This window comes from Dongia rigui (assembly GCF_034044635.1).
Lineage (GTDB): Bacteria > Pseudomonadota > Alphaproteobacteria > Dongiales > Dongiaceae > Dongia > Dongia rigui.
Genome location: NZ_JAXCLX010000004.1, coordinates 365,843 through 387,640 on the forward strand (window position 1 = coordinate 365,843; position 21,798 = coordinate 387,640).

16 protein-coding genes and 1 pseudogene are annotated in these 21,798 nt (G+C 62.3%); 7 read left to right on the top strand and 10 right to left on the bottom strand.

Features of this window, described 5'->3' with window-relative positions:
* Positions 1-50 precede the first annotated feature (50 nt).
* A complete protein-coding gene (gene speB / locus SMD31_RS20520; RefSeq protein WP_320502804.1) occupies positions 51-1,019 on the top strand; it encodes an agmatinase in 969 nt (322 codons plus the stop codon).
* Between the two features lie 38 nt (positions 1,020-1,057).
* On the opposite strand, the gene SMD31_RS20525 is transcribed toward speB, so the two are convergent.
* Complete coding sequence (locus SMD31_RS20525) at positions 1,058-1,546, bottom strand: c-type cytochrome (RefSeq protein WP_320502805.1); 489 nt, start codon at positions 1,544-1,546, stop codon at positions 1,058-1,060.
* A 242-nt stretch (positions 1,547-1,788) separates the two neighbouring features.
* Between SMD31_RS20525 and SMD31_RS20530 the strand changes: the two genes are divergently transcribed.
* Positions 1,789-3,804 carry a methyl-accepting chemotaxis protein gene (locus tag SMD31_RS20530; RefSeq protein ID WP_320502806.1) on the top strand — a complete coding sequence of 672 codons (2,016 nt, stop codon included), beginning with the start codon at positions 1,789-1,791 and terminating at the stop codon, positions 3,802-3,804.
* Between the two features lie 63 nt (positions 3,805-3,867).
* Here SMD31_RS20530 and SMD31_RS20535 read toward each other — a convergent pair whose 3' ends face one another.
* A complete protein-coding gene (locus SMD31_RS20535) occupies positions 3,868-4,335 on the bottom strand; it encodes a DUF992 domain-containing protein (protein WP_320502807.1) in 468 nt (155 codons plus the stop codon).
* 213 nt (positions 4,336-4,548) lie between these two features.
* Here SMD31_RS20535 and SMD31_RS20540 point away from each other — a divergent pair, with 213 nt between their 5' ends.
* The 3 genes from SMD31_RS20540 to SMD31_RS20550 all read left to right on the top strand — a co-directional run bounded on the left by SMD31_RS20540 (position 4,549) and on the right by SMD31_RS20550 (position 8,320).
* Positions 4,549-5,487, top strand: a complete 939-nt coding sequence (locus SMD31_RS20540) for a LysR substrate-binding domain-containing protein (RefSeq protein WP_320502808.1) — start codon at positions 4,549-4,551, stop codon at positions 5,485-5,487.
* 90 nt (positions 5,488-5,577) lie between these two features.
* Complete coding sequence (locus SMD31_RS20545) at positions 5,578-7,254, top strand: methyl-accepting chemotaxis protein (protein ID WP_320502809.1); 1,677 nt, start codon at positions 5,578-5,580, stop codon at positions 7,252-7,254.
* A gap of 118 nt (positions 7,255-7,372) precedes the next feature.
* Complete coding sequence (locus SMD31_RS20550) at positions 7,373-8,320, top strand: dimethylarginine dimethylaminohydrolase family protein (protein WP_320502810.1); 948 nt, start codon at positions 7,373-7,375, stop codon at positions 8,318-8,320.
* 3 nt (positions 8,321-8,323) lie between these two features.
* On the opposite strand, the gene SMD31_RS20555 is transcribed toward SMD31_RS20550, so the two are convergent.
* Both SMD31_RS20555 and betI (SMD31_RS20560) read right to left on the bottom strand, forming a co-directional pair.
* Complete coding sequence (locus tag SMD31_RS20555; RefSeq protein WP_320502811.1) at positions 8,324-10,399, bottom strand: acetate--CoA ligase family protein; 2,076 nt, start codon at positions 10,397-10,399, stop codon at positions 8,324-8,326.
* Between the two features lie 108 nt (positions 10,400-10,507).
* The gene (betI, locus tag SMD31_RS20560) at positions 10,508-11,503 is read right to left on the bottom strand and encodes a transcriptional regulator BetI (protein ID WP_320502812.1); all 996 of its coding nucleotides are present in this window, start codon (positions 11,501-11,503) and stop codon (positions 10,508-10,510) included.
* Between the two features lie 248 nt (positions 11,504-11,751).
* Here betI (SMD31_RS20560) and SMD31_RS20565 point away from each other — a divergent pair, with 248 nt between their 5' ends.
* Together SMD31_RS20565 and SMD31_RS20570 are read left to right on the top strand one after the other, a co-directional pair.
* Positions 11,752-13,125 carry an aspartate aminotransferase family protein gene (locus SMD31_RS20565; RefSeq protein ID WP_320502813.1) on the top strand — a complete coding sequence of 458 codons (1,374 nt, stop codon included), beginning with the start codon at positions 11,752-11,754 and terminating at the stop codon, positions 13,123-13,125.
* Between the two features lie 275 nt (positions 13,126-13,400).
* Positions 13,401-15,503 carry a calcium-binding protein gene (locus tag SMD31_RS20570; protein WP_320502814.1) on the top strand — a complete coding sequence of 701 codons (2,103 nt, stop codon included), beginning with the start codon at positions 13,401-13,403 and terminating at the stop codon, positions 15,501-15,503.
* A 23-nt stretch (positions 15,504-15,526) separates the two neighbouring features.
* Here SMD31_RS20570 and SMD31_RS20575 read toward each other — a convergent pair whose 3' ends face one another.
* From SMD31_RS20575 to SMD31_RS20595, 6 genes and pseudogenes are all read right to left on the bottom strand, one after another.
* Positions 15,527-16,093: an SDR family NAD(P)-dependent oxidoreductase gene (locus SMD31_RS20575; protein WP_320502815.1), complete on the bottom strand. Its 567-nt coding sequence runs from the start codon at positions 16,091-16,093 to the stop codon at positions 15,527-15,529.
* A 25-nt stretch (positions 16,094-16,118) separates the two neighbouring features.
* Positions 16,119-16,355 (bottom strand): annotated as a pseudogene (locus SMD31_RS21580) (SDR family NAD(P)-dependent oxidoreductase); the annotation flags it as partial.
* Between the two features lie 6 nt (positions 16,356-16,361).
* On the bottom strand, positions 16,362-17,024 hold the full coding sequence (gene betI, locus SMD31_RS20580; RefSeq protein WP_320502816.1) for a transcriptional regulator BetI: 663 nt from the start codon (positions 17,022-17,024) through the stop codon (positions 16,362-16,364).
* A 131-nt stretch (positions 17,025-17,155) separates the two neighbouring features.
* Entirely contained in the window at positions 17,156-18,346 is a 1,191-nt protein-coding gene (locus SMD31_RS20585) for an aminomethyltransferase family protein (protein ID WP_320502817.1), read from the bottom strand.
* Between the two features lie 165 nt (positions 18,347-18,511).
* Positions 18,512-20,110 (bottom strand): phytoene desaturase family protein, encoded by a 1,599-nt coding sequence (locus SMD31_RS20590; protein ID WP_320502818.1) that lies wholly within the window; start codon positions 20,108-20,110, stop codon positions 18,512-18,514.
* A 1-nt stretch (position 20,111) separates the two neighbouring features.
* Positions 20,112-21,767, bottom strand: a complete 1,656-nt coding sequence (locus SMD31_RS20595) for a phytoene desaturase family protein (protein WP_320502819.1) — start codon at positions 21,765-21,767, stop codon at positions 20,112-20,114.
* Between the last annotated feature and the right edge of the window lie 31 nt (positions 21,768-21,798).

Sequence of the window (21,798 nt, forward strand, 5' to 3'; positions counted from 1 at the left end):
CCATGCTCTTCGGCGTTTCGCCATTTGCTACGACAAATGAGGTCAGGGTCATGAACAAGGTTCCGCAGGAGAAAGTCTTCCACCAGCCGCTCGGCGGCAATCAGATGCCGCGCTTCGGCGGCCATGCCAGCATGATGCGCCTGCCGACCAGGACGAGTGCGGCCGGCCTCGACGCGGCCTTTGTCGGCGTGCCGTTCGACATCGGCACATCCAACCGCTCCGGCACGCGTTTTGGGCCGCGCCAGATCCGCGCCGAATCCTGCCTCATTCGCCCCTACAACATGGCGACGCGCGCGGCACCGTTCGATTCACTCAGCGTTGCCGATATCGGCGATGTCGCCATCAACACCTTCAATCTCGAAAAGAGCGTCGCCATCGTCGAGGCGGCCTATGACGAGATCCTCAGCCATAACTGCATCCCGCTCACGATGGGCGGCGACCACACCATCGCCCTCCCCATCCTGCGCGCGTTGAAGAAGAAATATGGACCCGTCGGCATGGTTCATGTCGATGCCCATGCCGACGTCAACGACACCATGTTCGGCGAGAAGATCGCCCATGGCACGCCCTTCCGCCGCGCGGTCGAGGAAGGCTTGCTCGACGGCAAGCGCGTGGCGCAGATCGGCCTCCGCGCCACTGGCTATTCGGCCGAGGATTTCGACTGGCCCCGTTCCCAGGGCTTCCGCGTCGTCCAGGCCGAGGAATGCTGGTACAAGTCGCTGGCGCCCCTGATGGCGGAAATCCGCGAACAGCTGGGCAAGGGCCCGGTCTATTTGAGCTTCGATATCGACGGCCTCGACCCCTCCTCGGCACCCGGCACAGGCACGCCGGAAGTGGGTGGCCTCACCACCATCCAGGGGCTGGAGATCATCCGCGGCTGCCGCGGCCTCGATCTGGTGGGCTGCGACCTCGTCGAAGTTTCGCCGCCATATGATCCCAGCGGTAACACCTCGCTGCTCGCCGCGAACCTGCTCTATGAAATGCTCTGCGTCCTGCCCGGCGTCAAATACCGGGCGTGATCGAAAAAAGGCCGGGCACCAGCCCGGCCTTTTCCCGTTCACGGCATCTTCACCGTCATATAGGGCGCGGTTGCTTTTTCCTGGGCGCCGAAAGGCCCAGGCACCTGATGCTCGACCGGCTTCAGGCTGCGCAGATAGGCGACCAGCGACGCGGCATCCTCCTTGGTGATGTGCCCATAGGACATCCACGGCATGGCCGGCGCCAATTGCCGGCCATCGGGACGCAGGCCGGTGGTGAAGGCAGCGATGATTTCCGCATCGCTCCAGGCACCGAGGCCCGTCTTCTTGTCCGGCGTCAAATTGGCCGGATAGAACACGCCGAGCCCCGGCACTTCAAAGCCGATATCCGAACCCGCGAGCGGCGTCTCCACATTCGGCTTTGGCGTGAAGGCGCCGGTGTTATGGCAGCCGCCGCAATCCATGATGCTGGCGAGATAGGCACCGCGTGCCACTTGGTCATCGGCTGTGGCAGTGTTTGTGAAGGCGGCCAGGATCGACACGGCCGCGACGGCAAAACCGACTTTCATAACGTTCTCCTGAATGACGATGCAGCGGGGGCGCGCGGCCCGGCGCTGAATGGCGCCTTCCTTAGGTCATCGTCCTTCCCCAACATACTTAAGAGTTTGCTAACAAGGCGCCCGCTGCTCTTAGGCTTCTTTAGCATCGGCGGCTGAACATCCGTAAAATTCCCAGCGATTATGGAGCCTTAACCTCCCCTTCATCATTTATATGACTAATGAGCGGCAATGACAGAGGAGGAAAATTCTTCATGCTCGGCCGCTTTCTCGCCAGCTTCAGCATTGCCAGCCGCATCGGTGCCGGCTTCGGAATTCTGCTCCTGCTTCTGGGCGGCATATCGGCCTACAGCGTCATTGCCGCCGATGGCACCGAGGACAGCGTCAACCGCTATGCCGAGATTTCCAATGCCACCTTGGGTGCACAGCAGATCGCGCGCGATGTGGCCCTGCTGCGCAATGCCGTCATGACCTATGCCAGGGATGGATCGACGGCGGCCGCCGACGACACCCACGCCATTCTGACGCGCTTGACCGATGGCCTCACCCAACAGGCCATGACGGCGACTGACGCCAGGAAGGAGCCCCTCGCCCGTATGCAGGAAGTTGTCAGCGCCTATGGCGCCGATTTCGAAAAATCGATCGCTTTGCGAAGCATCCGGGACAAGCTCATTGCCGAGCAACTGACTCCCGTGGGCACCGCTGCTGCCAAGGCCATGACCGATCTGGTTGGCAGCGCCATGGGCGAAAGCAATTTCGAAGGTGCGGCCCTGGCCGGCATCGCCCAGGATGCGCTGATGTCGGCGCGCCTTGCGGCCACACGTTATCTCGCCGAACTCGATCCGAAGCTCATCGCCACGGCCAAGCAATACGTCACTAAATTCACCACCAGCATCGCCAAGATGCAGAAGAAACTGACGACGCCACAGCAGCGCATGGCCGCCCAGGACATCACCATGACGATGTTCAAATACGGCCAGGCATTGCAGTCACTGGTGAAGACGGCAGGTGACACCCATCAACTCATCGACGTTGATATGCCAAAGAAGGATGCCGAGATCGCTGCCCTCGCCGACCAGATCCGCGATGCACAGACAGCCGAACTCCAGGCGATCAAGACGGCGACGGAGCGCACCATGGCCAGGACGCGCAACATCACCATCGCGATCGCCATCGCCGGCCTCGCCTTGGGCGGGATCGGTGCCTGGCTGATCGGCCGCTCGATTTCGACGCCCATCCGCCTCATGACGGCGACGATGAATGAGCTGGCGAGCGGCCGGCTGGAGACGGAGATACCAGCGCAGACCAACCGCGACGAGATCGGCGATATGGCCCGCACCGTGCTTGTCTTCAAAGATGCCCTGCAGGCACAACGCGACGCCGATGCAGCCGCCAGAATCGATGCCGACACCAAGCTGAAACGCGCCCAGGCGCTGGAAAGCCTGATCGCCGGCTTCGAGGGCAAGGTCGGCGAGCTCGCCGACTCATTGTCGACCGCCTCCGGCGCCCTGCAGAGCTCAGCACAATCCATGACCGAAACAGCCGATCGCACCAACCGCCAATCGACCGTGGTGGCGACCGCCGCCGATCAGGCAACGGCCAATGTGCAAACCGTCGCCGCCGCCACGGAAGAACTCAGCGCCTCCATTTCCGAGATTGGCCGCCAGGTCGCGCAATCGACCGGCATCGCTGAAAAGGCGGTTGGCCAAGCACAGCACACCAATCAGCAGGTCCGCAATCTTGCCACCGCGGCCCAGGCGATCGGCGACGTGGTGGGTCTTATCAGCGAGATTGCGGCGCAGACCAATCTGCTGGCACTCAATGCCACCATCGAGGCGGCGCGCGCCGGTGAAGCCGGCCGCGGCTTCGCCGTCGTCGCTTCCGAGGTGAAGAACCTTGCCGGTCAGACAGCCAAGGCGACCGAGGATATCGGCGCCAAGATCACCGAGATCCAGCAGGCCACGGAGAATTCGGTTGGCGCCATCGCTGGTATCGCGTCAGTGATCGAGGAAATGAGCCGCATCGCCACCGCCATCGCCAGCGCGGTCGAGGAGCAGACCGCCGCCACGGCCGAGATCGCCCGCAATGTCCAGCAGGCGAGCCAGGGTACCACCGAAGTCTCGGTCAACATCACCGAGGTCACGGCAGCGGCCGGCGATACCGGTCGCGCCGCTGGCGAAGTGCTGGGAGCGGCCGTCGAACTCGGCGGCAAGTCCAATGTGCTCAATGAAGAAGTGCGCCGCTTCATCGGAGATGTCCGCACGCTCTGAACGCGCACGAAAAAGGGCCGCGATCGCTCGCGGCCCTTCCCCGATCAATTCGTCAAGGACGCCTTAGACGCCCGGGCGCAGCGAGATCTGAGCGACACCGGCGGCAACATTGACGCCGACGCTGCCCGTGACACTCACCGGCTGCAGGGCGATCTGGCTATTGCCGCCACCCACCAGGACATTGGCACCAAGGCCGAGGCCAGCCGCCACATCGGCCGTGGCGCCGCCGTATTCACCGGCCAGCGCACCCGGCGCGACATTGCCCGGGGCAAAGACGACCCAGATCATATGCGCTTCCTTGGTGAAGCCGATATCGACACCATACTTGTTGATCTCGCCATTATAGACTTCGGCCGAACCGTCGGCGCGGGTGAAGACGCAGGACATCGTCTTCGACGAACCGAAGATGAAACCCATCCCGCCTGCCACGTTGCAGCTCAGCGAACCGACATTCACGCCACCGGCGGAAAAGGCCGGGACAGCGGACATCATCAGCGCCGCGGCCGCGGCGATCAGGCTACCAAATTTCATTTTGAAGCTCCCATCTTTTGGAAATGTGCTCCGTCGCCCGTCCGCGGCGGTGGAGGGAATGTAGCACCGCCGGCCGCAAACGCCAGAAGCGATACGCGCATAGGCTGTGATGCCCCTCACAAAGCCCTTATTTCAGCGACTTTATGCCGGCCTGGACAGAAAAGCCTATTCTGTGAACACTTCCACGACCATTCCTTAACGGCCGCCAAGATCTTGCAGAAACGCCACCTTCCACCGCTCAATGCCCTCCGCACGTTCGAGGCGGCAGCGCGCCATCTGCATATGGGCCGCGCCGCGGACGAACTCGGCGTGACCCATGGCGCGGTTTCAAAGCAGATCGTCAATCTCGAAGATCAGCTGGGCTTTGCGCTGTTCCAACGGCAGGGCAATCGCCTGGCCTTGACCGATCAGGGAACGCGGCTTTTGAAGGCGTCGACCACCGCCTTCGATCAACTCGGCTATGCCATTGCCCGGCTGGAAGGCGAAATGATCGCCGGCGAGCTTCGCGTCTCGGTCCCGTCGGCCTTTGCCGAGAAGTGGCTGATCCCGCGCCTCGCCAAATTCACCGAGACGGCGCCCGGCCTCAAGCTCTCTCTCCTGGCCGCCAATGCCAGTTACGACCCGGCCAGCGAAGGACGCCTGGGCGATACCGTCGATCTAGCTGTCCGCTTCGGCGAGCCGGTGTGGCAGGACGGCACCGCCAGCCTCCTCTCCCATGTCGGCTCTTTCCCCGTCTGCGCGCCGCGCCTCCTGGCCGATGGTCCGGGGCTTGGCGCGCCGGCGGACATCCTGCGGCACACGCTGCTGCTGGACGACCCACAGGGCGCCAATTGGCGCCGCTGGCTGGCCCGTGCCGGCCTGCCCCAAGCCGAGCCTGCCCGGACGATCTATTTCCAGGATTTCAACCTGCTATTGGCCGCCGCCAAACAGGGGCTGGGGCTGTGTCTCGCCGACCAGATCACGGCTGGCGAGGATCTGGCCCGCGGCCAGTTGCTGCGGCCTTTCCGCCAGTCCATAGAACATCTCGGCGCCTATTTCATCGTGCTGCCGGCATTGGTCACGCCGGCCGCCCGTGCCTTTGCCGATTGGCTCGAAGCCGAAATGCAGATGGGGCAGGAATGGCCCGCCCAGCAGCCTGACCCAGACTCCTAATTGTCATATAAATAGCTGTTCCTTAACCGAATCCTTACCTGCACCTGTTATGGCCTTTCTCAGTCAGGGGAAACCCCAGGGAGCAGGACAATGAACCTGAAGAACATCACCATCTCGGCCAAAGTGATCATGCTCGTGGTCCTTCTGGCATCGCTTTCTGCCGTCATTGCCTTCACCGGCTGGTACGGCATGACCCGCATGGGCAAGACCCTCCAGGATGTCGGCACCGTCGAATCTGCAGCCCGCGAGGCGATGGATCTTCGCCTCGACATCATCGCCATCAGCCGCATGACCTATCAGCTGGCGCAGGCGCCGGAAAAGGCCGCCGATTTCGCCAAGGAAACGGATCGCCGCACGACGGAGATGCTGGCGCGTTTCGACGTCTTGGCCGCCGCGGCTGACGACCAACAGAAGAGCCAACTCGATGCCATCAAAGGCGTCCTCGCCCCTTATTTCGACAAGATCCGCAATCTGGTCGACGTGGCGTCAAAGGGTGGCGACAAGGCTGCCATTGATGCTGCCTTGGCCGATGGCTTGAAGGCCCAGAAGACCGTTACCGACACGGTCAAGGTCTACAGCACCTATTCTGCCGAACGCATGAAGACCATGCGCGACGGCGCCCTCGCCCTTTCAAGCAATGCGCAGTGGGTGCAGATCGCGGTCGCCTTGGGCGGCATCGTCCTCGGCCTCCTCATCGGCTATGTCGTTGCCAATCGCGGCATCGTCCGCCCGATCCGCAGTGTCACCGATGCGCTTCAGCGCCTCGCCAATGGTGATCTCAACATCCACGTGGTCGGCACCGATCGCCGCGACGAAGTGGGCGACATCGCCCGCACCATGGCGACCTTCAAGGAAAATGCCGAGGCCCGCGCAAGACTGGCGGTCGAGGAAGAGCGTCAGCAGCGCGAGAAAATCGCCCAAGGCGAGCGGGTCGCCCGCCTGATCCAAACGTTCGAGCAACAGGCGACGCAGGTTCTGGGGGTCATCAACGGCTCGGCCTCGACCCTTAACCAGACGGCCGACACGCTCTCGCGCGCTTCGGATGAAACATCGCACCAGACCTCGGCCGTCGCCGCGGCATCCGAAGAGGCGACGCGCAATGTCCAGCTGGTCGCAGCGGCGACCGAGGAAATGACGGCCTCCATCCGCGAAATCGCCCAGCAGATGACCAATGCCCGGTCGGTCGCCAACGACGCCGCGACACGCGCTCAGGAAGCGCGCAACATGGTCCGCCAGCTGGAAGAATCCGGTACCAAGATCGGTGACGTCATCGGCCTCATCAACGATATCGCCAGCCAGACCAACCTCCTGGCGCTCAACGCCACGATCGAGGCGGCGCGGGCCGGCGAAGCCGGCCGCGGTTTTGCTGTCGTGGCGACCGAGGTTAAATCCCTCGCCACCCAGACCGGGACCGCGACCGACGATATCCGCGCCCAGGTTGAAGGCATGCGCGGCAGCATTGCCACGGCGACCGATGTGATCACCGAGATTGCGACGGTCATCGACCGCCTTAATGAAATGGCAACGGCCGTCGCCGGCACCATCGAGCAGCAAACCGCCGCCACGCAGGAAATCGGGCGGAACGCCACGGAAGCAGCCATGGGCACCCAGGAAGTGGCCAAGTCGATCGGCCATGTGTCGGTCGCGGCCGCCACGACGGCCGACGGCGCCGGCAAGGTCCTTGGCGCCGCCAATGGTCTCACCCAGCAGACCGACACCCTCCAACGCAGCATCGTCGACTTCATCAACGGGGTTCGCGCTGCCTAAGGCCCAGCTGATTGTCACACTGTGAGAAATAGTGGACCATGCCCGGAACAGAAGTCCCTGGGGTTCCGGGCATGGCGCTGCTACCCTGCTCCATCTTCTTTCGAAAATGGGGAACATCATGGCCGACCGTCAGACTTCACCGCAGAATTCACCGCTCCGGGGCCGCGTCATCGGTGGCGGCACGCCGCTGATGAAGAAGTGGAACCTCGCCTCCGAATCCGGCGCCCTCAAAGACGTGCTGCTCGGGCCGGCCGAGGGCTTCCGCTGGATGGGGCTGGAGAACGCGGCCTGGTCGTCGCTCGTCCGCGATACGATGCGCAAGGGCTACAAGTTCGACAAGCAGCTCGCCATGCGCCAGCACCGCGAGATGGTCAACGCCTATGAGGATGCCGGGGTCAATTGCCATTTCCTGCCCCTCGACGAGCATAACCCCTACCAGGTCTATGCCCGCGACTCCTCCTTCATGACACCCTATGGCGCGGTCATCTGCCAGATGGCCAATCCGCGCCGCCGCGGCGAATACGCCTCCTGCCTGCGCTTCTACCTCGAAAACGATATCCCGGTTTACGACATGGTGAGCTCGGGCAATTTCGAAGGCGGCGACTTCAACATCATCGCCGACAAGACCGCACTCATCGGCTACACCGATCATCGTTCGGAAGAGATTTCGGCGCGCCAGATTTCGGAATGGATGCGCGATGAAGGCTGGGAAATCAAATTTGCGCCGATCGACCAGTTCTATGTCCATATCGATCTGATGGTCTGCATGCTGAACGAGCATGTGGCCGCGGTCTGCCTCGAAACGACCGAGGACGATATCATCGACTTCCTGAAACAGAAGAAGATCGAGATCATCCCCGCGACCTTCAAAGAAACCATGGCCCTGGGCTGCAATGTCGTGGCGCTGGGCAAGGATCGGATCCTTTCCACGCTAGGCGCCAAAGACCTCAACGCCAAGCTGCGCGCCAATGGCTTCACCGTCTACGACCCGGACATGACCATGTTCACCTGGGCCGGCGGCGGCGTCCATTGCATGTGCCAGCCCTTGAACCGCGAAGCCGCGTAACGATTAGCGCGCCGTTGCGACGATCAGCGCATCGACCGCAACGGCGCCCGTTTCATTGACGATCAACGGATTGACGTCCATCTCGCCGACCAGGCCCTCGAGGTCTGCCACCATCACCGCGAATGCCGCAAAGGCGCGCGCGAGCTTTTCGACATCCGCCGGCTTGGCGCCGCGCTTGCCATCCAGCAGTGGTCGTAAGGCCAACCCTTCAATGTGTCGCGCCGCCTCGATTGGACCGAAAGGCGGCAGCACAAAACGGCGGTCGGACATCATTTCGATCAGCACGCCGCCGGCCCCCACCATCACCACCGGGCCGAATTGCGGGTCCATTGTCATGCCAAAGGAGATCTCGACACCCTTCCCCGCCATCGGCATCAGCAGGACGCGGGGGCCCAGCCGCGCCTTGAGATCGGCATAGGCTGTTTCCAATTCCGCTGCGTTCTTGACGCCCAGCTTCACGCCGCCCACGTCTGATTTATGGAGGATGCCTGGCATTGCCGTCTTCAGCACGATGGGGTAGCCGATGCGATCGGCCGCCTCCTTTGCCGCATCAAGCGTCTCGGCGTGGACGTGGGCCACAACCGGCACGCCGTAATCGGCCAACAGGTCCAGCGCCTCAGCCTCCAAGAGGTCGCCTTGCGCCAGCCGCGGTGCCCATTTCTCCCGCAAGCCGGACGGCGCCACCGCCGCCACGTCCGGCGCCAACAACGCCCGGTCCCGCGCCGCCATCGCCTTCTTTACGACGCCGAGCATAGGTGCCACGCCGGAAAGAACCGGCACACCGTCATGGGCCAGCCGGGTAACGACATCCAGATTGGCATTGCTGCCGACATTGGTCGTGTAGAAGACCGGCTTTGTCGTGCGCGCCGCAACGCGGCGCAGGATATCGGCATAGCCGGCACTCAGATAATATTCATCGCGCGCCTCGACGCAGAGCGAGGCGAGCGCCGTATCCGGATCATCGACCAGCGCCTGCAGGCAATCCTCGAAGATCGCCGCCCAATCATTGCCGGTGCCCCAGGCATCCAGCGGATTAATGGGCTCCAGGCCATAATCCAGCCGGGCCGCCAGTTTGGCTCGCGTCTCGTCGCTGATCTGGGCGAAGGGCACGCCGGCCTCGATGCCGAGATCCAGCACCAATTCGCGAAACCCGCCGGAATCATGCATCGTCGCCAGCCCGCCTGGCGCCAGCCGCCGCTCGCTGGAAAAGAGATGCAGCGCGTTCACCAGTTCATCCATGTTGGCGACCTCGATCACGCCATAGCGATCGAACAGCGCCTGATAGGCCGCATGATTGCCGGCAACCGCCCCGGAATGCGAGACGGCAAGGGCCGCACTCTCGGCCGTGCGCCCGACCTTCAGCGCCACAACCGGGATCTCCATCCGCTGCGCCTTTAAGAGCGCCGCCTTGAACCCCGCCGGGTCACGCACGGTTTCGAGGAACAGCCCCACCACCTTGGTTGCCGGAATGTCGAGCGCGAAGTCGAGATAATCGGCCACATTGGTGGCCAGTTCCTGCCCTGCCGACACGGCTAGGCTGAAGCCGAAGCGCCGGTCGGTGTGGCAGAGCGCCGAGAAGGCCGAGCCCGAATGCGTGATGAAGGCGACATTGCCCTTGCGTATCCAGGCGGGCGGCGGGAAGCCGCAGACGCGCAGGCCGAAATCGAGATGGTAGAAACCCATGCAATTGCCGCCGCAAATGGCAACACCCGCCGCCCGTGCCTTCGCCGCGATGCGCTCGGTCAGCTTCGGCTCGGTATCGTTTTCGAGATACCCGCTGGCAAAGATCGTGACACCGCCGATGCCGCAGCCAATAGCCTCATCGAGTGCCGCTTCGAGCCGCACATTGGCGATGCCGAGCACGGCCATGTCGACCGTCTCCGGCAAGGCGCTCAGCGACGGATAGCAGCGCTGCCCGTCGATCTCCTGATAGGCTGGATTGACGAAATAGATCTTCGGCAGCGTCCCCGCCATGCCGGTCGAAGTGATCATGCCGCGCCCGACCGACCCCTCCTTCGGGCTGGCACCCACAAGGGCCACACTCCGGGGCCGCAGCAAACGGTCTAGTTTATGAGCCATCCCCTGCCCCAACTTGCTTCGTCATCCCCGGGCTTGACCCGGGGATCCACCGGTGCCGCCTGTCGGCGTGGATGCCCGGATCAAGCCCGGGCATGACGTTCAGATTTTTTAGTCGGTCCCCTTTAGCGTCGCCAGCGCCGCCCTGTCGCGCATCGCCTGTTCCTGGGCACTGGCGAGGCGCGCCTCGAACAGGCGCTGCGCCTCGTCATGGATGGGGCCATAGATCTCCATCCACAGCTGCGCGTCGGTGGCGACGATGAGGCGCCCGATCTGCCACGAGCTCGGCTCGGCGCGGCCGTCGAGCCAGCTCTCCAGGATCTTCACCGAAATGCCGGCGGCAGCGGCCAGCACCTCGCGCCGCATGGGACCCACCGGTTCCAGGCGCTTGCGCAAGGCCGCGGCAAGGCGCGCGCGGTGCGCGTTGCGTCCCTGCACTTCCTGGTCGATGGCGAGCACCACGGTATTGTCGTTGTCGCTCTTCCCCTTCTTCACACCGCCCGAGAAATGCGCCGGGAAGACGGAGGCGAGGTATTGCCGGCAGATGCGCTTGGCCTCCGCCCGGTTGAAGGCCTTGGGCTCCATCAGGCAGTCGAACCACATGCCGTCGATCATCGCGTTCAAGCCCGTGGCGACATCACCGGCCGATGCGCCTTCATAGCCGCCCTCCTGGATGATGCGCTGGCACAGGGTCTCGGTCTGGGCGAGGTAATCCTGTTCCAGCCGCGACACCACGTCATGATAGGCGGCATTGCCCCGCGCTTCCGCCCAGAAGGCGTACCAGATCGAGACCTTTTCCACGTTGCAGACGGTGGGATGGAAGTCGGCCTCGATCATCGCTTCGAGCCCGGCGGCCGGTGCCACCTTGCCCTTGTTGATCGCCGCCTGCCAGAAGGCCGAGTATTCCTCGGCGATCTGTTCCAGTGTCGCGATCAGCAGTTGTTCCTTGGACTTGAAATAGAAATTGACGATGCCGGGCGACAAGCCGGCTTCGGAGGCCACATGGGTCAAGGTGGCATTGGCATAGCCGACCCGCCCGATTGCGCGAATTGTCGCGTCTATCAATTGCTTACGGCGAACTTCCTTGACCGCTTCAGCTTTGGCCATGGGGCCCTTTAACCTTTCCGAGATCGGATGGGGGAATCGCGATAACTACATGATATCTTTAACTTTGCTGCACTCGCAACATTAAATAAGCATTCAATGAACTTGCCTCTCACTGAATCGCATGATAGATTTTTTATACAAACATTCAATGACTGGACGGTGACGAGCCGCTGATTCTGGCGTCGTTCGGCACCCAACCGGAGCGCGGGGCAACACCCGCATCACTTTGAGACTACGGAGATTTTCACATGACGACGATAAAAACCGAGCGTCGCAAAATGGATAAGAGCCGGGCCCATTTCCGCGAGGCCATCAAGCATATGCCGCTCGGCGTCAGCTCGAACTTCCGCTATTGGGGCGATGACAACACGGTCTTCGTGAAGAACGGCAAGGGTGCGCGTCTCTGGGATATCGACGGCAACGAATACATCGATTACCGCCTCGGCTACGGCCCCGCCATCCTGGGCCATTGCAATGACATCGTCGACGCTGCCGCGCGTGAGGCGCAGTCGGTCGGCACGGTCTATGCGCTGGGCACCGAAAAGGAAGTGACTGTCGCCAAGCTCATCAAGGAGATGATGCCGGCGGCCGAACTGGTTCGCTTCTCGAACTCCGGCACCGAAGCCGTGATGGCCGCCTTGCGCCTGGCGCGCGGCTATACCGGCAAGGACAATTACGTGACGTTCGAAGGCTCGTATCACGGCCTCTTCGACGCCAGCATGTGGACGGCCGATCCCGAAGACATGAAGGATCAGACCAAGCAGCCCAAGGTCATCCCTTATGGCGAGGGCATTCCGCAGCTGGTCCGCCAGCTCTTCTGGCAGGTGCCGTATAACGACGCGCAGCGCCTGGAAGAGGTGCTGAAGAAGAACCACGACACCATCGCCGCCGTGCTGATCGAGCCGATCCTCGGCAATTGCTGCGGCATCCCCTCGAAGCCGGAATTCATCAAGGCCGTCCGCGAGCTGTGCACCAAATACGGCGTGCTGATGATCGTCGACGAAGTGAAGACCGGTTTCCGCGTCGCCAAGGGCGGTGCCCAGGAACTCTATGGCATCGAGGCCGACATCTTCACGGTGGCCAAGGCCGTGGCGAACGGCTACCCGATCTCGGCGATCGGCGGCAAGGAGGAGATCCTGCGCAAATACGGCAAGGGTGTGGCCCATGGCGGCACCTACACCGCCCAGGCGATGAGCCTGGCCGCTGCCGAGGCGACCTTGACCATCCTCAAGGACACCGACGCCCTGAAGAACATCGCCTCTTATGGCCAGGCGATGCAGGACGGCATGGGGAAGGTCCTGACCAAGCGCGGCATCCCGCACAGCTTCACCGGCCACCAGTCGATGTCGGGCCTCTTCTTCAGCGCCGAGGCACCGACCACCTACCGCAACTGGAAGCTCTCCGACTACACCTTCTACGACACCATGGCCGGTATCCTCATCGACATGGGCATCATGTGCGAGCCGGACAGCCGCGAACCCTGGTTCATCTCCTCGGCGCATGACCAGAAATGCCTGGAAGAAACCCTGGGCAAGTTCGAGGAAGCGGTCGATCTGACCCTCAATGAACTCGCCAAGGGCCGGGAGACGGAAAACAAGCTGATGCCCGGCATCAGCGGCTAGAGATTGACGACCTGAATGCGTGAACGGCGCCGTGGCAACACGGCGCCGTTTTCGTTTGTCACAGTGCCCGCACTTTCTGCCCATACCCACCCGCTACCGCAGCACGGCATGAGGCGCATCAAGGGTTTCGAGACGACTGGCTTTTCAAGTTCCTCGCGCCATCACATCTGCGGTGACACCACGCCCCGACCGCAGCAATTTTCCACAAACACCTGAAATTGACCGCCGCAACCGCGCCCTGAAACGCTGCACCCCGTCACTCATCTGGGGAGGGCATGATGCCGCAATATCAGAACGGAACGCCGCGCGCCGACATCCTGGTGGGCACCTGGTGGAACGACATCATCTATGGCGATGGCGGCCATGACGTCATCTATGGCGACCGTGGCAACGACATCCTGTCCGGCGATACCGGCAACGACATCCTCTGGGGCGGTGTCGGCGCCGACCAGCTCTTCGGCGATAACGGCTTCGACCATGGCTTCGATATCGCGGTCTACAAGACTTCCGCCGAGGCCGTGACCGTCAACCTCTCACAGATCACCCAATCCGGCGCTGGTGGCGAAGCCGAAGGCGATCAGTTGTTCGGCATTGAGGGCCTGGTCGGTTCAGCCCACCATGACAGACTTTTCGGCAATGCCCAGAACAACACCTTCCGTGGCGGTGCCGGCGGCGACTACATCGATGGCAGCGATGGCATCGACAAGGCGAGCTACGCCTATTCCAGCGCGGCCGTTCATGTCGACCTCACCCGCGGCGGCATCCAATTCGGCGGCGACGCCCAGGGCGATATCCTGCGCAACATCGAAAACCTGCAAGGCAGCGATTTCGATGACCGCCTCATCGGCAACGACGCCCGCAATACCATCGCCGGCGGCAAGGGCGCCGATTACATCGATGGCGGCGGCGGCTATGACTTTGTCGATTACCGCGGCTCCAGTGCCGTTAACATCGACCTCAACCGCGCGACGCAGATCGGCGCCCACGCCCAGGGCGACCAGCTCGTCAATATCGAGAACATCCGCGGCACCAGCTTCAACGACGTCCTGGTCGGCACCACTGGCCATAACGAGTTGCTGGGTGACGAAGGCAATGACGTCATCGATGGCGGCGGCGGCAACGACATACTCAAAGGCATGAATGGCGATGACGTGGTCACGACCCGCAGCCAAGGCTTCGCCGATGGCGGCAATGGCGTCGACACACTCATTGTGCATTTTGATGAACGCGACCCCTATGACGGGGTCGAGGTCTATATCAACAGCAACAACTATCTCTCCAGCCGATACATGAGCGATTACGACCCACCCGCCGGCTACAATCTCAGCGCGATGAATTTCGAGCGCGTCGAGCTCACCGGCACGCAATGGTCCGATTTCCTGATGGGGACCAGCGGCAACGATGTCTTGCGCGGCGGCGCCGGCGACGACTACATCCGCGGCGAAATGGGCGACTATCTCGACGGCGGCGGTGGCCGCGATGCAGTCGAGATCCACTACGATCCCACCAACATCATGACGGTGAACGTCGACTTCCAGGCGGGCTTTGCCACCGGCATGGCCGGCCTTGTCGGTTTCGAGGACCTCACCGTCTATACCGGCTGGGGCAACGACACCATCATCGGCGGGACGGAGTTCAACTACGTCAACACCCAGGCTGGCGGCGATTTCGTCCAGCTCTTCGGCCACCACAATTACGCCGACCTCAACCCCGGTGATTTCGACGACTTCGACACCTATATCGGCAGCGACGGCGTCGACCAGGTCTGGGTCGGCAAGCGCGGCGATGTCGATGGCGGCGGTGGCTCGGAAGACGTCCTGGGCATGCGCTTCTATGGTCCCGACGCCGTCACGATGGATGTGCTGACCGGTACCTCATCGAGCGGCCTCACCTTCCGCAATTTCGAGCAATTCAACCTCTACCGCGAGGACAGCACGGCCGGAGACAACATCCGCCTCGGGCTGAGTCACGATTTCTACTCGGGCGCCGCCGGCGACGATTTCGTCGATGGTCGCGCCGGCAATGACATTCTGCGGGGCGGCGCCGGCCAGGATTCGCTCTCCGGTGGCGACGGCTCCGACCAGCTCTATGGCGATCTCGGCCATGACGACCTAACCGGTGGCGGCGGTGACGACCGCTTCTATTTCAGCCAGGGCCACGATTACATCACCGACTTCAATGCCGCCGAAGGCGATCTCCTCATTATTCCGACTGATATGCAGGACGAGGCCCACGACAGCTTCGCCGAACTGATGGCATCCGCCGAGGAAACGGCAGCCGGCCTCCGCCTTTACAGCAGCGATACCGGCTCCACCTTGCTGCTGGGTGGTATCACCAAGGCAACCTTCAGCGAGAATTCGGTGGAGTTTTTGATCTAGTCAGCCTCACCGCCCACCAAATCTTAGTCGCCCAAGGTCCCCGGAAACAGCTTCCAGGCACCCACGGCATCGAGATAAGGCAGCGACGGATAGTCCGTGATGGTGAGCCCGCCATCGACGGTCAGCACCGTGCCGGTGACGAAACTCGCCTCGTCGGAGGCCAGGAACAGCACGGCCCGGGCGATCTCGTCCGGTGTGCCCATGCGCGCCAGCAACGACGCACCCTTCTCCCAATCCTCGGCGGCACCGCTGCCGCCCGTCGTCTCCGTCTTGATCCAGCCCGGCGAGACGGCGTTGGCTCGGATGCCATGTGGCGCACCTTCCGTCGCGAGTGCCCGGGTCAGGGATTCGAGGGCGGCTTTCGCCATGCCGTAGGAACCCCAATTGCCATGCAACGTCGCGGTCGAGGAGATGTTGACGATAACGCCCTTGCCAGCGGATTTGAGTGCCGGCAAGGCATAGGCCGAAACGAAATAGGCCGAATTGAGATTGGCCGACATGATCTTGGCCAGCCGCTCGCCCGGCGTGTCGCTGTTCTCCACGCCAGAGCGTCGCGCCCCGGCGCCGGCATTGTTGACGACCACATCCAACCGCCCGAAATGCCATCACATCCGCAATCAGCTTCTGTGCATTTGCCTCGACACCGATATCGGTGACAAATGAGGCAGCATCGGCCCCATCGCGCTGCAGCTTCTCCACCGCCATACCGGCTTTCGCCGCATCCCGCCCGACGATCGCCACCTGCGCGCCTTCATCCGCCGCCCGCTTGGCGATACCAAAGCCGATCCCGGTCGTGCCGCCGGTCACCAGAACAACCTTTCCCGCGAACCGCATCGGCATTCCCCCTGTCATCGGATCTCAGGCATCGGTCTTCTTCTTCTCGGCCGCCGCCAGCTTTTCGTTCTGATCGTAATAGAGATCGAGCAGCTTGACGAACGCCATGCAGGACCTGACCGCGTCCTTTGTCTTGAAGGTCTTGGGGTACAGCAGCGCCTGAAGCCAAAAGCCGTCGATCATCGCCGACAGGGCACCCGCCACACGCACGGCCACTTTCTTGGCCTGCGCCGCCGCGGCCGGGCGCGCGATGCAGATGTTGTAGATCTGGTGCTCCAGTTCCTTGACATAGCGGCGCTCGACCGCCGTCGCCGCTTCGCGGAACTTGTCCCGAAGCTGCGGGTCCGACCAAAAGGCGAACCAGACCGCGAGCTTGACGCCAGTAAAGACGTCGCGGTCGAAATAGGTCTGCACCATCGCCTCGAGCCGCGCCCAGGGTTCCGCCGAGGCTGCATTAACCCGCGTTGTCCAGACCTGCATGTATTCCGTGGCAAGGTATTTGAAAACTTCCTCGAACAGCTTGTCCTTGCTCTCGAAATGAAAGTTCATCAGGCCGACCGACACGTTGGCCGATTTCGCCACCCGGCTGACGGTCGTGCCGTGATAGCCGAAGGCCGCGATCACATGAATGGTCGCCTCGATGATCTCTTTCTTGCGATTGCTGCGGATGCCGGCGTTCCGGGCCATGATCGAGCCTCAAATACGCTTGTCATCCCCCGCGAAGGCGGGGGATCCACGAGTTTCTTTCTTCAGTTGCCGGCAAACTCGTGGATGGCCCGCCTGCGCGGGCCATGACAAATTCGGCTCGATCATAGGTCTCACACAATCTCCTTCTTCCTGGGCGGGTCGAAGAACATGCGGTTCCGGGTCCAGCATTTCACCATGCTGCGCTCGATCTTCTTTTCCTTCGGATACCATATCTCGATCCACATTTCCGTGCCGGGCTTCGTATAGGCCGGCGGAATCTGCGCGAAGGCGATGTTCTTTTTCAAGAGCGGCGACCACATGGCCGAGGTGGTAAGCCCCAATTCCTTGGTCCCCTTCTCGTCGGCATAAAGGAAGGCACCGGGCGCCGGCTTGCGGCCCTCGATCTCGATCCCGCTCAGGATGAAGCGCGACGACCCATCCGCCTTTTCCTTCTGCAAGGCGCGCTTGCCGACGAAATAGGCATCCTTCTTAAGGGCGACGGCCCAGCCGATCCCGGCCTCGATCGGCGAAATGCGCTGGGTCGGTCGAATAGCGTGATGCGAACCGATATAATCGACATCGACCAGAATGAAGCCCGCCTCGATCCGGGTCATTTCCAGGGCGTGACCGCCCATGGGCGCAATCTTAAATGGATCGCCGGTGCGGAACAGGTTCTCCCACAGCCACAAGGCGTCCTGGGGCTTCACCCAGATTTCATAGCCCAGATCGCCGGTGAACCCGGCCCGGTCGATCCGCAGCCAATGCCCATCGACGGTGGTCTCCATGATGCCGAAATGCGGCAGCCTGCCGATGCCTGGAACACCCAGAACTTCCAGGATTGTCCGCGCATTCGGCCCTTGCAGCGACAAGCCGGCCAGCGTGTCCGACACCTCTTCGATCTCGACCTGGAAGCCATAGGCACTTTCGTTCAGCCAATGCAGCTGATGCAGCGCCGCATTGAGCAGGAAGTCGTTCTCGCCCAAGCGGAAGATCGTCCCTTCCTCGATCATGCGCCCGTCATCGTCGCACCAGGCGGTATAGGCGGCATTCATCGGTTTGATCTTGGTGAGATCGCGCGTCACCAGATAGTTGGCGAACTTTGCCGCGTCCCTGCCCTTGATCGCATATTTGATCAGCGGCGAAACATCATAGACCGTGGCACCGTTGCGGCATGCCATGTATTCCGACTGCGTCGAATCATAGAAGGCCGGCGAGTAAAAGCCCTGCCACCGGATCCAGCCCGCCCCATGCATCATGGCCGACATCGGCTCATGGAACGGCGTCTTCTTCAGGAAGGGTTTGAGATGCTGAACGTGGGTCATGCAATGACTCCGGTATTGATCAATTGCTGGCAGTACCCCCCTCCCCGACCCTCCCCCTCAAGGGGGGACGGGGAAGTGAGGCGCGAGCTTGCAACGAGCTGGGTGCAGTCCTCTCCCCCCTTGAGGGGGAGAGCTAGAGAGGGGGGTAGCGACCGCGCCATTGCCTCACGCCGCATGGCCACGCCTCCCCTTCAAATCCTTCAAGATCTCACGTGCCGCATTGGCGCCGGCAGCTCCTGAGACATTGCCGCCAGGATGGGCACCGGCGCCGCACAACCACAGGCCCGGCAGCGGCATCTTGTATTGCTGGAACGAAGCCGCCGGTCGCAGGAAGAACACCTGATCGAGCGTCACTTCGCCCTGGTGCCACTGCCCGCCGGACAGGTTGAACTGGCTTTCCAGATCCTGCGGCGTCAGCACTTCCGACGCGGTCACTTGGTTCTTCACGCCGGGCGCGATCTGCTCCAGCACATTCAGCGTCCGCTCCAATACTTGCGTGCGGGCTTCATCCGCCGTGGTGGTACGCAGCTTGTAGGGCGCATACTGGCTCAGGATCGAGACGACATGCTTCCCGTTCGGCGCGAGGCTCGGATCAGTCAGCGTCGGCACCACGATCTCCAGCGCCGGATTGTCGGCGACGCGGCCATATTTGGCGCAATCGAAGGCGCGCTCGACATAGTTCGTCGAAGGGGCAAAGATCATGCGGCCCTGGGCGTTACGGAACGCATCCGGCAGGTTTTCTAGCGCCAGATGCACCTTGGCGACGCAGCCGTTCATCCTGAGATGGCGCATGCGCCGCAGGAACTCGGTATCGAGATTGCCGGGTTCCACCAGATGCAACAAGGTTCGCTGTGGATCGGCACTCGACGCCACGATGGGCGCGCGGATCTCCTCGCCGCTCGCCAGGACGACGCCGACGGCCTGCTCCTTTTCGATCAGGATGCGACCGACCGGCGCCTGCGTGCGGATCGTGACACCGGCGGCCTTCGCCGCCTTCACCAGCGACTCTATGACGGCGCCCATACCGCCCTGCGGCAGGAAATGGCCACCCTGCCCATGCTTGGTGTCCATCGACGCCAGCCGGTAAAGCAGGTTGAAAACAGTGTTGGGCGAGCGTGGCCCCAGATAGACACCAAGCGTTGCCTCGAGACCCAGCAGGCCTTTCAGGATATCGCTCTCGAAGAAATCATTGGCGAGATCGGCCACATTGATGGTGAGGATGCGGGACAGTTCCAGCATGTCCTTCTTGCCCATCATGCGCAGCTTCAGCGCGAACATGCCCAAGGCCAGCTTGGTCTGGAAGTCGTTCGAGCTAGGCGACGGGCTGGGCGGCGTGCGCAGCAGGAAGCTGCCCAAGGCACCGGCCAGACGCACCAGCCGCTCCATGCGCGGGTGATAGGCCAGCGAATCCGCGGAGGAGAACTTGGCAATGGCTGCCTGCGTCGCCGCCTTGTCTGCCGTGATATCCAGCCGCGCCCCACCCGGCAGCATCGCCGAGGTGCCGACGGCCTTCTCTGCGATCTGCAACCCATGCTGCGTCAGATTGAGATCGGCGATGATCTTCGGGTGCAGAGCGTGCAGCAGATGTGCCACTGCCGAAACACGGTATCCCTTGGCGAATTCGCGCGTCTGTGCGGCCCCGCCCGGCTGTTCACCGGCTTCCACCAGCAGCACCTTCTGCCCGGCTTTGGCGAGATAGGTGGATGTCACCAGGCCGTTATGGCCGGCGCCGATGACAATGACGTCATAAGTGTTGGCGGCCATGTCACACCACCCCGTGCTTGAAGTCTTTGAGCATTTCGCGTGCGGCATTGGCGCCAGGTGCCCCCATCACGCCGCCGCCGGGATGTGTACCCGATCCGCACATATAGAAATTGTCGAACGGCCCGCGATATTGCCCAAGGCCCGGGAACGGGCGGTTGAACAGCATCTGGTCCAGCGTCAACTCGCCCTGGAAGATGTTGCCTTCGGTGAGGCCCACTTCGTTCTCGATGTCCCAGGGCGTGCGCGTCTGGCAATGCAGGATCAGTTTCTTGAACCCCGGCGCGTTCATCTCGATCGTGTCGAGCACGTCCGCCTCGAACTTCGCCTTCATCTCCGGCGTCCAGGGCTGCTCGGCCAGCTTATAGGGCACGTATTGCACGAAGACCGACATGAAATGCTTGCCCGGCGGCGCCATGGTCGGATCGACCGTGGTTGGGATGACGATGTCGAGGAACGGCCGCTTCGACCAAGAACCGTATTTGTAATCGTCATAGGCGCGTTCGATGTAATCGAAATCGCCGCCGATATCGATCGTGCCCCAGGCCGATTCCTTCGGCAGGCCAGCAAATTGCGGCAACCCGTCGAGGGCGATGTTGAGCTTGCCCGACGACCCACGGATCTTGAAGTTCTTGGCGTAGGTATGAATGTCGGGATCGATCGCATCGAGATCCGATTTCTCGATCAGCTTCAGATAGGTGCGCTTCGGATCGGCGTTGCTGACGACGGTTCGCGCGTAGATTTCCTCACCATTGGCCAGTGTCACGCCGACCGCCTTGCCGCCCCGGATGATGAGCTTGGCCACCTCCGCATTGGTGCGGATCTCGACGCCGGCCTCGGTCGCTGCCGAGGCGATGGCCTTCGACACCGAGCCCATGCCGCCGCGCGCAAAGCCCCAGGCGCCGATCTGCCCGTCAACCTCGCCCATATAGTGGTGCAACAGCACATAAGCCGTGCCCGGTGAATACGGCCCCAAGGCCGTGCCGATGATCGACGATGCGGCTGAGAAGCCCTTCCACCGCGGCGTCTCGAAATATTCGTCGAGGAAATCGCCGATCGACATGGTCCAGAAGCGCAGGATCTCATACATCTGCTTCTCGCCCATGCGGCCGAACTCGCGCGCGATCTTCAGCAGGCCTTCCAGATCGGTACGCTTGCCCCAGGGATTGATCTTGTTCTGCGCAAACGGGTTGAGCTGAGTGGGGTCCGGCGGCGTGATCATCAGCAGCGGCTTGATGAAGCGGCACTGCCGGCTGATCTCGGCGGCATAGTGATCGTAAGCCTCGGCATCCTTGATCGAATGCCGACGCAGCGATTCACGCGTGCGGTCATGGTCCGAATAGGTGACGATCCCCTCGCCCTCATAATTGGGCGACGAGTTGATTTCATAGGGGATGACCTGCAATCCGTGACGCGGCAGGTCAAGGAAGCGGAAGATCTCGGGCCTCAGCAGCGAGCAGACATAGGAGCAGGTCGAATAGGTGAAGCCGGGGTAGATTTCCTCCGACATCGCCGCACCGCCCACCTTGTGGTAGCGCTCCAGCACCAGCACTTTCAGTTTGTTCTTGCCCTCCTTCTCGCCCCCCTTGGCGAGATAGGCTGCTGTGACCAACCCGTTATGTCCGCCGCCGATCACAATGGCATCGTATTTGGTCGCCATCGCCCCCCCCTTGAAGCTGAATGCTTGTTCA

What these genes read in the sequence shown, in the direction of transcription:
- speB (WP_320502804.1), top strand. Translation starts at nt 51, where the DNA reads ATGAACAAGGTTCCGCAGGAGAAAGTCTTCCACCAGCCGCTCGGCGGC.
- SMD31_RS20525 (WP_320502805.1), bottom strand. Translation starts at nt 1,546, where the DNA reads ATGAAAGTCGGTTTTGCCGTCGCGGCCGTGTCGATCCTGGCCGCCTTC.
- SMD31_RS20530 (WP_320502806.1), top strand. Translation starts at nt 1,789, where the DNA reads ATGCTCGGCCGCTTTCTCGCCAGCTTCAGCATTGCCAGCCGCATCGGT.
- SMD31_RS20535 (WP_320502807.1), bottom strand. Translation starts at nt 4,335, where the DNA reads ATGAAATTTGGTAGCCTGATCGCCGCGGCCGCGGCGCTGATGATGTCC.
- SMD31_RS20545 (WP_320502809.1), top strand. Translation starts at nt 5,578, where the DNA reads ATGAACCTGAAGAACATCACCATCTCGGCCAAAGTGATCATGCTCGTG.
- SMD31_RS20550 (WP_320502810.1), top strand. Translation starts at nt 7,373, where the DNA reads ATGGCCGACCGTCAGACTTCACCGCAGAATTCACCGCTCCGGGGCCGC.
- SMD31_RS20555 (WP_320502811.1), bottom strand. Translation starts at nt 10,399, where the DNA reads ATGGCTCATAAACTAGACCGTTTGCTGCGGCCCCGGAGTGTGGCCCTT.
- betI (WP_320502812.1), bottom strand. Translation starts at nt 11,503, where the DNA reads ATGGCCAAAGCTGAAGCGGTCAAGGAAGTTCGCCGTAAGCAATTGATA.
- SMD31_RS20565 (WP_320502813.1), top strand. Translation starts at nt 11,752, where the DNA reads ATGACGACGATAAAAACCGAGCGTCGCAAAATGGATAAGAGCCGGGCC.
- SMD31_RS20570 (WP_320502814.1), top strand. Translation starts at nt 13,401, where the DNA reads ATGATGCCGCAATATCAGAACGGAACGCCGCGCGCCGACATCCTGGTG.
- betI (WP_320502816.1), bottom strand. Translation starts at nt 17,024, where the DNA reads ATGGCCCGGAACGCCGGCATCCGCAGCAATCGCAAGAAAGAGATCATC.
- SMD31_RS20585 (WP_320502817.1), bottom strand. Translation starts at nt 18,346, where the DNA reads ATGACCCACGTTCAGCATCTCAAACCCTTCCTGAAGAAGACGCCGTTC.
- SMD31_RS20590 (WP_320502818.1), bottom strand. Translation starts at nt 20,110, where the DNA reads ATGGCCGCCAACACTTATGACGTCATTGTCATCGGCGCCGGCCATAAC.
- SMD31_RS20595 (WP_320502819.1), bottom strand. Translation starts at nt 21,767, where the DNA reads ATGGCGACCAAATACGATGCCATTGTGATCGGCGGCGGACATAACGGG.